General features: G+C 69.5%; 10 protein-coding genes. 7 read left to right on the top strand and 3 right to left on the bottom strand.

The window, feature by feature from the left end:
• Positions 1 to 8 precede the first annotated feature (8 nt).
• Complete coding sequence (locus BM115_RS23225; RefSeq protein ID WP_092299872.1) at positions 9 to 1,178, top strand: acyl-CoA dehydrogenase family protein; 1,170 nt, start codon at positions 9 to 11, stop codon at positions 1,176 to 1,178.
• Positions 1,179 to 1,182: 4 nt separating this feature from the next.
• Here BM115_RS23225 and BM115_RS23220 read toward each other — a convergent pair whose 3' ends face one another.
• Together BM115_RS23220 and BM115_RS23215 are read right to left on the bottom strand one after the other, a co-directional pair.
• Complete coding sequence (locus BM115_RS23220; RefSeq protein WP_092299869.1) at positions 1,183 to 2,142, bottom strand: Bug family tripartite tricarboxylate transporter substrate binding protein; 960 nt, start codon at positions 2,140 to 2,142, stop codon at positions 1,183 to 1,185.
• Between the two features lie 230 nt (positions 2,143 to 2,372).
• Positions 2,373 to 3,638, bottom strand: a complete 1,266-nt coding sequence (locus tag BM115_RS23215) for a 4-aminobutyrate--2-oxoglutarate transaminase (protein ID WP_092299866.1) — start codon at positions 3,636 to 3,638, stop codon at positions 2,373 to 2,375.
• 102 nt (positions 3,639 to 3,740) lie between these two features.
• Between BM115_RS23215 and BM115_RS23210 the strand changes: the two genes are divergently transcribed.
• From BM115_RS23210 to BM115_RS23200, 3 genes are all read left to right on the top strand, one after another.
• Positions 3,741 to 5,228: a MocR-like pyridoxine biosynthesis transcription factor PdxR gene (locus tag BM115_RS23210; protein ID WP_092299862.1), complete on the top strand. Its 1,488-nt coding sequence runs from the start codon at positions 3,741 to 3,743 to the stop codon at positions 5,226 to 5,228.
• 40 nt (positions 5,229 to 5,268) lie between these two features.
• The gene (locus tag BM115_RS23205) at positions 5,269 to 6,714 is read left to right on the top strand and encodes a PQQ-dependent sugar dehydrogenase (RefSeq protein WP_092299859.1); all 1,446 of its coding nucleotides are present in this window, start codon (positions 5,269 to 5,271) and stop codon (positions 6,712 to 6,714) included.
• Between the two features lie 91 nt (positions 6,715 to 6,805).
• A complete protein-coding gene (locus tag BM115_RS23200) occupies positions 6,806 to 7,708 on the top strand; it encodes a DMT family transporter (RefSeq protein WP_092299856.1) in 903 nt (300 codons plus the stop codon).
• Between the two features lie 20 nt (positions 7,709 to 7,728).
• Here the strand turns inward: BM115_RS23200 and BM115_RS23195 are convergent, their stop codons facing one another.
• The gene (locus BM115_RS23195; protein ID WP_255370951.1) at positions 7,729 to 9,030 is read right to left on the bottom strand and encodes a cation:proton antiporter; all 1,302 of its coding nucleotides are present in this window, start codon (positions 9,028 to 9,030) and stop codon (positions 7,729 to 7,731) included.
• Positions 9,031 to 9,365: 335 nt separating this feature from the next.
• On the opposite strand from BM115_RS23195, the gene atzF reads away from it, so the two are divergent.
• The 3 genes from atzF to BM115_RS23180 are packed head-to-tail and all read left to right on the top strand — an operon-like array spanning position 9,366 to position 13,005.
• Positions 9,366 to 11,096: an allophanate hydrolase gene (gene atzF / locus BM115_RS23190; RefSeq protein WP_092299853.1), complete on the top strand. Its 1,731-nt coding sequence runs from the start codon at positions 9,366 to 9,368 to the stop codon at positions 11,094 to 11,096.
• A 41-nt stretch (positions 11,097 to 11,137) separates the two neighbouring features.
• Positions 11,138 to 12,148: an ABC transporter substrate-binding protein gene (locus BM115_RS23185; RefSeq protein WP_092299850.1), complete on the top strand. Its 1,011-nt coding sequence runs from the start codon at positions 11,138 to 11,140 to the stop codon at positions 12,146 to 12,148.
• A 5-nt stretch (positions 12,149 to 12,153) separates the two neighbouring features.
• Positions 12,154 to 13,005, top strand: coding sequence for an ABC transporter permease (locus BM115_RS23180; protein ID WP_092299847.1), 852 nt, complete (start codon positions 12,154 to 12,156; stop codon positions 13,003 to 13,005).
• Positions 13,006 to 13,007 lie beyond the last annotated feature (2 nt).

Raw genomic sequence — 13,007 nt, 5'->3', positions numbered from 1 at the left:
GACCTCCCATGATTACCAACCCTTCCGCCATGAACACGCTGCTGGCCGACATCCGCCGCTTCGTGCTGGAAACCTGCATCCCGCTGGAAGCCGAGATCGATCGCACCGATGTCATTCCCGAGCCCGTGGTGGAACAGATGCGCGCGCTGGGCCTGTTCGGCCACAGCATTCCGCGCGAGTACGGCGGCGCCGGCCTGACGGCCGAGGAGTTGACGCTGGTCAATATCGAGGTGTCGCAGGCGGCCACGGTGTTCCGCGCCCGCTTTGGCGGCAATACCGGCATCGCCTCCGAATCGCTGGTGGCAGACGGCACCGAGGCCCAGCGCACGCGTTACCTGCCCCGGCTGGCCTCCGGCGAGATCACCGGCTGCTTCGCGCTGACCGAGCCCGAGGCCGGCTCGGACGCCACCTCGCTGCGCACCGTGGCCGTGCGCGATGGCGACCACTACGTGCTCAACGGCAGCAAGTGCTTTATCACCAACGCGCCGCTGGCGGACCTGTTCACGGTCTTCGCCCGCACGGACCCCAACACGCCGGGCGCGCACGGCATCAGCGCTTTCCTGATCGAGCGCGGCACGCCGGGCCTGAGCACCGGGCCGGCGGAGCGCAAGATGGGCCAGCACGGCTCCCCGGTGGGCGATGTGTACCTGAAGAACTGCCGCGTGCCGGCTTCGGCCATCGTCGGCGAGGTGCCGGGCCGTGGCTTCAAGACCGCGATGAAGGCGCTCAACAAGCAGCGCATCAACCTGGCCGGGCTGTGCATCGGCCCGGCCATCCGGCTGGTGGACGAAATGGTGCGCTACGCCGCCACGCGCGAGCAGTTCGGCCGCCCCATCGCCGATTACCAGCTGGTGCAGCAGATGATTGCCGACAGCAACACCGAGGTGCACGCAGCGCGGGCGCTGGTGCTGGAGACGGCGCGCAAGCGCGACAACGGCGGCGACGTGACCATGGAGGCGTCCATGTGCAAGCTGTTCGCCTCGGAGATGTGCGGGCGCGTGGCGGATCGCGCGGTGCAGGTCTTCGGCGGCAGCGGCTATGTGGCGCGCACCGTGGCGGAACGCTTCTACCGCGATGTGCGCGTATTCCGCCTCTACGAAGGCACCACGCAGATCCACCAGCTCAATATCGCCCGGCGCACGATGGACGCGCGCGGCCGGGCGCTGGAGCTGGGCTGAGCCTTTATTGGAGGGTCACGCCGGCCTGCTTCACCAGTTTCTCGGTGCGCGGGATCTCCGCATCGACCATCGCCGTAAAGTCGCCCACGCTGCCGCCGCGCGGCTCGGCGCCGGTGACGGCCAGCTTCTCGCGGAAGTCTGGCGAGTTCAGCAGCTTGTTGATCGACACGTTGAGGCGGGTCACCACGTCTGCCGGCGTGCCCTTGGGCGCGACGATGCCGTACCACGGCGCGATGTCGAAGCCCGCATAACCCTGCTCGGCGATGGTCGGGATCTCGGGCGCCTGCGGCGAACGCTTGGCGGTGGACATGCCCAGCGCGCGCAGCTTGCCGGACTTCACGAACGGCAGGCCGGTCATGATGGTGTCGAAGTACATCGACACCTGGCCCGAGAGCAGCGCGGGAATCGCCTCGCCGGCGCCCTTGTAGGGCACGTGAACGATGTCGATGCCGGCCACGGCCTTGAGCATTTCCCCGGCGATATGCGAGGTGGTGCCCGAGCCGAACGAGGCATAGGTCAGCTTGCCGGGGTTCGCCTTGGCGTAGGCGACCATCTCCGGCAGCGTCTTGAACGGCAGCGACGGGTTGGACAGCAGGATGTTCGGCGTGATCGCCACCACGACCACCTTCTCGAAGGCATCCGGGTCATAGCTGAGCTTCTTATATAGGAAGCGGTTGGTCACCATCGACGCCGGCCCGGACATCAACAGCGTGTAGCCGTCGCCGGGCGCGCGCGCCGCGGCCTCGCTGCCGATCATCGCGGCAGCGCCGGGCCGGTTCTCCACCACGAAGCTCTGCCCGTACTCCTTACCCAGCCCCACGCCAAGCTGGCGCGTGATGAGGTCCGTGGCAGAACCCGCCTGGAACGGCACGACGATGCGCACCGGCTGGGTCGGCCAGTCGCGCGCGGTCTGCGCCATGGCCGTGGAGGACATGGCGAGCACCGCCAGCACGGAAGCCGTCATGAGTGCCCGGAAACTCGTCGATCTACTAAAACGCATGGTTGGTCCCTCGTGGATTTTGCGCAGGTTCGCGCTGGGTGTTATCCGCAACATGCGTGCCACGCTGAATCGGCACGCTTCAGGCTAGCGTTGAAATGCGTGTTTCCCGCCCCCTTCCGCGTGGGGAAGTTGGCCGGGGCGATGCACCGGGTTGGCGCGGGGCACGCTTGGCGTGCCCCGCCATGGCGTCTGACTTACTCGACCATGGCTTGCGCCAGCACGCCCAGCGCGGCGTCGAACTGCGCCTGCGGAATCGTCAGTGGGTAGAGGAAGCGGATCACATTGCCGTAGGTGCCGCACGTCAGCAGCAGCAGGCCGGCGTCCAGCGCGCGGCGCTGCACGCGCAGCGCGTGCTCGGCGCTCGGCGCGCCCGTGGCGGGGTCGCGGAACTCGGCGGCGATCATCGAGCCCAGCCCGCGCACCTCGGCCAGCGCCGGGCAGGTGGCGCGCAGCGCGGTCAGGTGCTCGCTAAGCTGCCGGCCCAGTGCGTTGGCACGCTCGCACAGCTGTTCCTCGGCAATGGTGTCGATCACCGCGTGCGCAGCGGCCACGGCCAGCGGGTTGCCCGCGTAGGTGCCGCCGAGCCCGCCCGGCAGCGGGGCATCCATGATGGCCGCGCGGCCACACACCGCCGACAGCGGCATGCCGCCGGCGAGGCTCTTGGCCATCGTCACGAGATCGGGCCGCACGTCGTAGTGCTCCATCGCGAACAGCTTGCCGGTGCGGCCGAAGCCGGTCTGCACCTCGTCGGCAATCATCACGATGCCGTGGCGGTCGCACACGGCGCGCAGGCCGCGCATGAAGTCGGCCGGGGCCGGCTGGAAGCCGCCCTCGCCCTGCACCGGTTCCACGATGATGGCCGCCACGCGGTTGGGATCGATATCGGTCTTGAACAGCCCTTCCAGCGCCTGCAGCGCCTGCGCCGTGCTGACGCCGTGCAGCGCGTTGGGGAACGGCGCGTGGAAGATGTCCGACGGGAACGGGCCGAAGCCGACCTTGTACGGCGCCACCTTGCCGGTCAGCGCCATGCCCAGCAGCGTGCGGCCGTGGAAGGCGCCCGAGAACGCGATCACGCCCGGGCGGCCGGTGTGGGCGCGCGCGATCTTGACTGCGTTCTCCACGGCTTCCGCGCCCGTGGTGAACAGCGCGGTCTTGTTCGGCCCGGGCACCGGCGCCAGCTCGTTGATGCGCTGGGCCAGCGTGACGTAGCTCTGGTACGGCACCACCTGGTAGGCGGTGTGGGTGAAGCGGTCCAACTGGGCGACGATGGCCTGCATCACACGCGGATGCCGATGCCCGGTGTTCAGGACGGCGATGCCGGCGGCGAAGTCGGTGTACTGGCGGCCCTCCACGTCCCACAGGGTGGCGTTCTCGGCCCGGTCTGCATAGAAATCGCACATCACGCCAACGCCTCGCGGCGTGGCCTGGGCACGGGATTGGTTCAGTTCGCTGTTTTTCATGGGTCCGAGGTCTTGGAGCAGGGAGTGACAGGTGTGACGTGCATTCCAATCCCCTTTGGCTCTACAATCCAGCGCCACTTCGACAAATCAGATGGTGCCAATGTGAAATCGATCTGCGGCGACCTGCTGCTCCAGCGGCTCGGCCAGCCGACCGACCAACCGCTCAATCGGGCGCTGTACGCCTGCATCCGGGGGGCGATCCTGGACGGCAGCCTGGCGCCCGCCACGCGCCTGCCGCCCCAGCGCGACCTGGCGGCGGAGCTGGGCCTGTCCCGCAACACGGTGATGTTTGCCTACGAGCAGTTGCTGGCCGAGGGCTACCTGCGCGCCCGCACGGGCAGCGGCACCTTCGTGGCCGACACGGCGCCCGAGCGCTACCTGAACGCCACCGCCGCCGACAGCGCGCCGGCCACGGCAGACGCCATGCCGGGCCTCTCGCCGCGCGGGCAGCGGCTGGTCTCGAGTGCCTCCGCATCGCCCATCCAATGGGGCGCCTTCATGCCCGGCGTGCCGGACCTGACGCGCTTCCCGCATCGGCGCTATGCCCAGATCGCCGCGCGGCTGTGGCGCCGGCCGCAGCCCGAATGGCTCAGCTACAGCCACGGCGGCGGCCTGCCGGCCCTGCGCGAGGCGGTGGCGGCCCACCTGCGCGTGGCGCGCTCCGTGCGCTGCGATGCCGATCAGGTGCTGATTACCGAAGGCATCCATCAGGCGATCGACCTCGTGGCGCGCATGCTGGGCTCGCCGGGCGATCAGGCGTGGGTGGAGGAGCCGGGCTACTGGGGCATCCGCGGCGTGCTGCAGGTCAGCGACATCGGCATGGTGCCGCTGCCCGTGGACGCCGAAGGGCTGTGCCTGCCCGATGCGGACGCCAGCGCCCCCGCGCCGCGCTTTATCTTCGTCACGCCTTCGCACCAATACCCGCTGGGCGCCGTGATGAGCCTCCGGCGGCGGCGCGCGCTGCTGGAGTTCGCGCGGCGGCACGGGAGCTGGATCGTGGAGGATGACTACGACAGCGAATTCCGCTTCTCCGGCCAGCCGATTCCGTCGCTGCAGGGTATGGAGCCGGACGCGCCGGTGCTCTACATCGGCACCTTCAGCAAGACGCTCTACCCCGGCCTGCGCATGGGCTACCTGGTGCTGCCGAAGGGGCTGACGGAGGCCTTCCAGACCGCCCATTCCGACCTGTACCGCGCCGGCCACCTGATGACGCAGGCCACCGTGGCCGAGTTCATGCAGGCTGGCGACTATGCCGCGCACATCCGCCGCATGCGCCCGCTCTATGCCCGGCGGCGCGCGGTGCTGGCCGGGCTGATCGAACGCTACCTCGGGACGGAGGCGCTGCACGAACACGCGAGCAACGCCGGGCTGCACCTCGTGCTGCGCCTGCCCGACCACGTGGACGATGTGGCCCTGACCGCCGACATCCGCGCGCGCGGCATCCTGGTACGGCCGCTATCGCGCTATTTCATGGGGCCGACGGTTCGGCGCGGGCTGCTGCTGGGCTATGCCTGCGTGCCCGAGGAAGACATCGGCCCCGCCTTCGACGTGCTGCTCGATTGCCTGCTGCCCCGGCTCAGACCGACCTAGGATACAAAGGCTTCGGTAACGTGGTGAGCAGGAGGACGTGATGATTCATGCACATCGATCGATGCTATGCCGGCTGCTCGCCATCACCACGCTGTGGCTGGCCGGCTGTGGCGGTGGCGGCGGCGACGTCCAGATCACCAGCGGCAGCACGCCCGCCACCCTCGCGATCGTCGTGTCCGGCCTGCCCGCCGGCACGCCGGCCAACATCACGGTGACCGGGCCGGGCGGCTATCGGCAGACCGTCGGCCAGACCGTCACGCTTGGCAACCTCGCGGCCGGCACCTACACCGTGACGGCGGCCCCGGTACTGACCGGATCGACGTCCTACCAGCCCTCGCAGGCCGCGCAGACCGCGATGGTGGCCGCCAACACGGCGCCCACTATCGGCGTGAGCTACGGCGCGCCCTCGGACATGCGGCTGTCGCTGACCCAGGTGGCGGAAGGCTTCGCGGCGCCGATCTTCCTCACCGCACCCGCCAACGACCCCCGGCTGTTCGTGGTGGAGCGCGCCGGCCGGGTCCGCATCGTGCGGGACGGCAGCGTGCTCGCCGCGTCCTTCCTCGACCTCTCCATCCTCACCACCACCGACGGCGAGCGCGGCCTGTTCTCGATGGCGTTCGACCCCGCCTACGCCACCAACGGGCGCTTCTACGTCTACTACACCGACCAGAACGGCGCGATCACCGTGGCGCGCTACACGGTCTCGGCCAGCAACCCGGACGCAGCGAACCCCACCGGCACGTTGCTGCTGTCGATTCCGCACCCGGGGGCCAGCAACCACAACGGCGGCCAGCTCGCGTTCGGCACGGACGGCATGCTCTACATCGGCACCGGCGACGGCGGCGGTAGCAACGACCCCGCCAACAACGCCCAGAACAGCGGCACGCTGCTGGGCAAGATCCTGCGCATCGACGTGAGCGGCGCCAGCTATACCGTGCCGGCCGGCAATCCGTTCGCCGGCGGCGGGGGCGGACGCCCCGAGATCTGGGCCACCGGGCTGCGCAACCCGTGGCGGTTCTCGTTCGATGCGAACGGCCTGCTCTATATCGCGGATGTCGGCCAAGGCCAGCGCGAGGAAGTCAACGCCATGCCAACCGCCAGCGGCGGCCTCAACTACGGATGGGATCGTCTGGAAGGCACCGCCTGCGTCGGCGCCACCGCGTGCGACCCCGCCGGCCTGACCGCGCCCGTGTTCGAGTACAGCCACGACGCCGGCGGCTGCGCCATCGTCGGCGGCTACGTCTATCGCGGCGCGGCCCTGCCCGAACTCCAGGGCCGCTATTTCTACACCGACCTGTGCACCGGCAAGCTGGCCAGCTTCCTGTACCGCGACGGCGCCGTTTCCGAGCGGGTGGACTGGCCGGTCACCGCCAGCGGCAGCGTCTACTCCTTCGGCACCGATGCCGCGCAGGAACTCTACGTACTGGCCGACGCCGGCACGTCTTCGACGAGCGGCAAGGTGTATCGGGTACAGCGGGCGCCTTAGGGGCGCCTTAGGGGCGCCTTGCGGGGGGCGCCAGCGCCACACGCCGTGATGGCGGATAATCCCGCATCCTCACGACGCCCTCCCCACCCCCATGCATGCCAGCGCCACCCGCCGCCTCGACGGGACCACCCTGTTCCTGCTCACCTTCCCGCCACTGGCCTGGGCGGGCAACGCGATTGTCGGGCGGCTGGCCGCCGGTACGTTTCCGCCGCTCACGCTGAATTTCGTGCGCTGGGTACTGGCCGGGACCTTGTTGGGGCTCTACGCCTGGCGCGGGGTGGTGGAACATCGGGCCACGCTGCGCCGGCATGCGGGGCTGCTGACGGCGATGGGCGTGCTGTCGATTGCCAGCTACAACGCGTTCCAGTACCTCGCGCTGACCACCTCGACGCCGATCAACGTCACCTTGATTGGCGCCTCCACGCCGCTGTTCCTGCTGATCATCGGCGCGCTGTTCTTCGGGGAGCGCATGCGGCCGTGGGCTGTGGCGGGGGCGCTGCTGTGTCTGGTGGGGGTGTCTTTCGTGCTGGTGCGCGGGGAGTTGGGGCGGCTGGCGCAGCTCGACTTCGTGCCCGGCGACCTATACATGCTTGCGGCGACCATCGCCTGGAGCGCCTATACCTGGCTGCTGCGCAAGCATCGCCCGGACCTGCCGCTGCCGGTGCTGCTGTTCGCGCAGATCGTCACCGGCGTGGTGGCCAGCGTGCCCGTCACGGCGTGGGAATTGATGACGCTGTCGACGCCCATCCCCTGGAACGGCAAGGTGATGGGCATCCTGCTTTATGTGTCGACGATTCCCTCGCTGCTGGCCTACTTCGCCTGGGACCGCGCCATCGCACGGGCCGGCGCGCAGTTGCCGGTGTTCTTCATCACGCTGACGCCGGTGTTCGCCGCCCTGCTCTCCACGCTGCTGCTCGGCGAGTCGCCCCACTGGTATCACGGCGTGGGGCTGCTCACCATCGCCGCAGGCATCGGGCTGGCGCAGCGGCGCTGAATGACGCTGAAGGGTGCTGGCTAGCGCCCCAGCCGTTGATGGAAGGCCATCAGCGGCGTGGCCGTCAGGCCGTGCAGGACGATGGAGAACACCACGGTGCACAGCGTGGCGTGGATCAGGAAGGGGCTCCATTCCTCGCCGGCGGTGTGCGTCAGGGCATAGGCCAGGTAGTAAAGCGAGCCGATGCCGCGAATGCCGAACCACGCGGTCAGGCGCCGCTGGCCGCGCGCCATGGGCAGGTCGAAGGTGGACGCATAGACCGATAGCGGCCGGATCAGGCAGATCAGCAGCAGCGCCAGCACCACGTACTGGGCGTGGAAGACCTCCCGGGTCAGCATCGCCCCGATCAGCAGGGTGACGCACAGCTCGGCCAGCCGTTCGATATTGAACGAGAACTCCGAGGCGGTATGGGTGAGGTAGGCGGCGGCCTTGCGCTCGTGCGTGGAGGTGGTCTCGACATCGGCCGTATGCAGCGGTCCCAGCACCTCCGCCGGCGAGGTGGCGGGATTCTCGCGGCGCTCCACCTGCCGCATCGCCAGCCCCGCCGCGAACACGGCCAGGAAGCCGTAGGTGTGCAGCAACAGCGCGGCGCCGTAGGACACGCCGATCAGGCCCAGCGTGAGGAAACTCTCCAGCCCCACCGCCTCATGGAAGCGCAGCCGCAGGACCAGGATGGTCTTGCTCGCCAGCCAGCCCAGCAGCCCACCGATTGCCAGCCCGCCGAGGGTGCTCCAGACCAGATCGACCGCCATCCAGCGGCCGCCCCACGCGCCCAGTTCGTGGAAACCCAGCAAGCCAAGGCCGAGCATGACGAACGGGAACGCCGCGCCATCGTTCAGGCCGCCCTCACCCGTCAGGCTGTAGCGCACCACGTCGCGATCCTCGGTATCGGCCATCTGCACGTCCGAGGCCAGCACGGGGTCCGTGGGCGCCAGGATCGCCCCGAGCAGCACCGCCAGGCCCAGTGGCACCTGCAGCCAGCCCACCGCCACGGCGCAGACGCCGCCGATGGTCAGCAGCATCGCCACGGTGGCCAGCCGCACCGGCAGGCGCCAGACGCGGTACGTCATCTGCACCCGCAGCCGCAAGCCCACGCCGAACAGAGCGACGAGCACGGCCAGCTCGGTGATCCATTCCAGTACCCTCACGTGGCCCGGGTCCGTCAGATCGAGCACGATCAGCCCGGCCCCGCCCGGTCCCAGCGCCATCCCCACTAATAGATACAGGCCGGACGGGGACATGGGCAGGCGCTTCACCATGGAGTCGATCAACCCCATCGTGATCAGCAGCGCGCCAATGACCAATGCCCAGGTCGCGAACAAGCTGGCTCCTCTATTCGATATATCCCGGTCGAGACTTTCACAGTAGGCGGCGCGGCGGGCGGGCGCTGTCGGGCGGACCCCGTAGCGCCGTGTCAGTGAAGACCTCCCGACACTGGTGCGTGCGCGCACCACGCAGGGGCTTGCGGGTGGGCGGCGGGGTGTGGGTGGCAGGCCGAAGGCGCCCAGCAGCCCGGTCACGCGTGAACAGCCACGTGGCTAATCGACTGATTTCATTGACATTTTCCACGTCTGACCGGGCTTCCCCCTGCCCAAAAGTGCCTTTGGCACGGTGATTGCTATCTTGTATCCAAGATTGGATTTCAGATAGGACTCTCATGCGTACCTCTACCTCGGCCACCACAGCGGCCACGACAGCCGCCCCCGGCGAGGCCGATGCGGCGTGGATCGCGCGGTTCGATACCCCGGTCGTCGCCCCGCACCCGGAGCACGCCCCGCTGGCCGGCCTGCGTTTTGCGGCCAAGGACAATATCGACGTGGCTGGCGTGCCGACGACCGCCGCCTGCCCCGAATTCGCCTACGTGCCGGACGCCCACGCCACGGTGATCGCGCGCCTGCTGGGCGCCGGCGCGGCGTTGGCCGGCAAGACCAACCTGGACCAGTTCGCCTGCGGCCTGAATGGCACGCGCTCGCCCTACGGCGCCGTGCCCAATGCGTTCGACCCGGCCTATGTCAGCGGCGGGTCGAGTTCCGGTTCGGCGTACGCGGTGGCCAGCGGTGAGGTTGACTTCGCGCTGGGCACGGACACCGCCGGCTCCGGCCGGGTGCCCGCCGGGCTCAACAACATCGTCGGGCTGAAGCCGAGCAAGGGCCTGATCTCCGCCCACGGCGTGTTCCCCGCCGCGCAGAGCGTGGATTGCGTGTCGATCCTGGCGCGCACGGTGGCCATGGCGGTGCGCGTGCTGGAAGCCGCAGCCGGCCATGACCCGCAGGACCCGTACTCGCGCGCGCTGCCGCTGGCGCGCACGCCGCTGCCGGCTGCGTTCCGCTTTGGCCTGCCGGCCGAGCCGGAGTTTTTCGGCGATGACCTCGCCCGCCGGGCCTTCGACGCCGCCGTTGCCGCGCTGGAGGCGCTGGGCGGTCGCGCGGTGCCCATCGACTATGCCCCGCTGGCCGAAGCCGCCGCGCTGCTCTATGACAGCGCGCTGGTCGCCGAGCGCTACGCCGCCGTGCGCCCCTTCTTCGACCGCGCGCCGGGCGCGGTCATCGAGCCGGTGCGTTCGATCCTGGCCGCCGGCAGCCGCTACAGCGCCGCCGATGTGTTCGATGCCCAGCACGCGCTCCAGGCCCTGGCCCAGCGCGCGGCCACGATGTGGCAGGACATCGACGTGCTGTGCGTGCCCACGGCGCCGACGCATTGCACCATCGCCGCCATGCTGGCCGATCCGGTGGTACGCAACCGCGAACTCGGCCACTACACGAACTTCGTCAACCTGCTCGACTACGCCGCGCTGTCCGTGCCCGCTAGCCTGCGCCCGGACGGGCTGCCGTTCGGCATCACGCTGATCGGCCAGGCCGGCAGCGACTGGCAGCTCGCCGACCTGGGGCAACGCTTCCACCACGCCACGGGGCTGACGCTGGGTGCGACGGGCGAGCCGCTGCCCGCGCCGGTGTCCATTGCCGGGCTGGCCCCGTCCCCCGCCACTCATCTGCCGCTGGCCGTGGTGGGCGCCCATCTCTCTGGCATGCCGCTGAACGGTCAGTTGACCGAACGCGGTGCGACGCTGGCCGAGGCCACCACCACCGCGCCGCACTATCGGCTGCACGCGCTGCCCGGCACCACGCCGCCAAAGCCCGGCCTGCGCCGCGTGGACGCCGGGGAGGATGCCGGCGCCGCCATCGCGGTGGAGGTGTGGCAGGTGCCGCTCGCCGCCGTCGGCAGCTTCCTGGCGCTGGTGCCGGCCCCGCTCGCGCTGGGCAGCCTCGAGCTGGCCGATGGCCGCTGGGTCCATGGCTTCGTCTGCGAAGGCCATGCGCTGCACGGTGCGCCCGATGTCAGCGCCCATGGCGGCTGGCGCGCCTATATCACGTCGCTCTCCGCCGCTTGACCGTCTTCCGAATCCTCAACATTCACGCACAGGAACCTGCCATGACCCGCTCCACCTCCCGTCCCGCCACCGTCTCCCCCTCGCGCCGCCGCGCGCTGAAGGCCGGCGCCGCCGCGCTGTCCGTGCTGGCCGCGCCGGCCATCGTCCGCGCGCAGGGTACGCCCAAGCTGCGCATCGGCTACTGGCCGGTCGCCTCGGGCCTGCCCTTCTTCGCCGCCGTCGAAAAGGGCTATTTCAAGGAGGCCGGGCTGAACGTCGAGCCGATCAAGTTCGCCAGCCCGCAGCAGGTCATCGAGGCCATCCTGGCCGGCCGCTGCGACGGCAGCGCCAATGGCACCGCCTCGGCCGCGCTGGCCATCGGTGACATCGCCCAGCCCGGCCTGCTGAAGATCTTCTGCACCAACCCGACCAACGCCAAGTTCGTGCTCGACGAGTTCCTCGTGGCCAAGGACAGCCCGATCAAGACCGTGGCGGAACTCAAGGGCAAGCGCGTGGCATGCGGCCCGGGCCTGCAGAACGTGGTGCTGGCCAAGACCATGCTGGAGCGTGCCGGTGCCGGCAAGATCAGCGTGACGGAACTGCCGATTGGCCAGCACGTGGCGGCGCTCGCCGCCGGCCAGATCGATGGGGTCTACTCGCTCGAGCCGACCGGCACCATCGGCCGGCTCAACGGCACCACGCGCACGCTGGAAGCCGGCGTGGTGGCGCGCTACATCCTCGGCGACCCGATGGCCCCGTGGCATGGCGGCTCGGCCAGCCTGACCACGGAATTCCTCGGCAAGAACAAGGACGTGGCCAAGGCCTACCTCGCCGCCTACCGGCGCGGCGTGGTGCTGGTGCGCCAGAACCCGACCGAGGCGCGCCCCTTCCTCAAGGGCTATACGGCCATCGAAGGCGCGCTGACGGCCGAGGTGCCGATGGCTGACTACCTGTTCTTCGACGAATTCAAGGCCAGCGACGCCGCCCACTTCCAGAAGTTCTACGACCTGTTCACCGAAAAGGGCATCTTCTCGCGCAAGGTGGACGTCAACACGCTGCTCTACAAGGCCTGACGACCATGTCCGAACTCTCCGATACCGGCGCCGTGCCGGGCACGGCCCCGCCCGCCGGCAAATCCTGGGCGCCCCCGGCCTCGCACGACGCCGCGCCACGCCGGCCCCTCGGCGACCGACTCTTGCCGATGGTCGGCCCGCTGGTGCTGTTCTTGATCTGGGACCTGGTGGTCCGCTTCGGCCTGATCAAGCCGATCCTGCTGCCGAGCCCCGGCGATACGCTGGTGGCGCTGGCCACCGGGCTGGCCGGCGGCGAGCTGCTGGCGGACTTCGCCGTCACCGTCGCGCGGACGCTGCAGGCGTTCGCCATTGCGGCGGTGGTTGGCATGCCGCTGGGCGTGCTGCTCGGCAGCAATGAGCGGGCCTACCGCAGCGTGGAGTTCCTGATCGACTTCTTCCGCTCCACGCCGTCTTCCGCGCTGATTCCGCTGTTCCTGCTGATCTTCGGCGTGTCCGACATCAACAAGATAGCCATCGCCGCCTTCGGTGCCCTGCTGATCGTGGTCTTCAACAGCGCCTATGGCGTGATCAACGCGCGCAAGCAGCGCGTGATGGCGGCGCGCGTGATGGGCGCCTCCCGCTGGCGCATCTTCCGGGACGTGCTGGTCTGGGAGAGCCTGCAGCCGAGCTTTGTCGGCCTGCGCTCCGCCGTGTCGATGGCGCTGGTCATCGTGATCGTCGCGGAGATGTTCATCGGCTCCGAGAACGGTCTCGGCCACGCCATCATCGATGCCCAGCAGGTGCTCAACGTCAAGACCATGTACGCGGCCATCCTCGCGGCCGGCGCGCTCGGCTACGTGCTCAACATCGCGTTCCTCGTGCTGGAACGCCGCATCGTCCATTGGAGTGGAAGGTAACC

The sequence above is a fragment of the Cupriavidus sp. OV096 genome, assembly GCF_900115455.1.
Lineage (GTDB): Bacteria > Pseudomonadota > Gammaproteobacteria > Burkholderiales > Burkholderiaceae > Cupriavidus.
The sequence above is the reverse complement of the archived record's forward strand: the minus strand, read 5'-3'. Positions and strand labels throughout refer to the sequence as shown.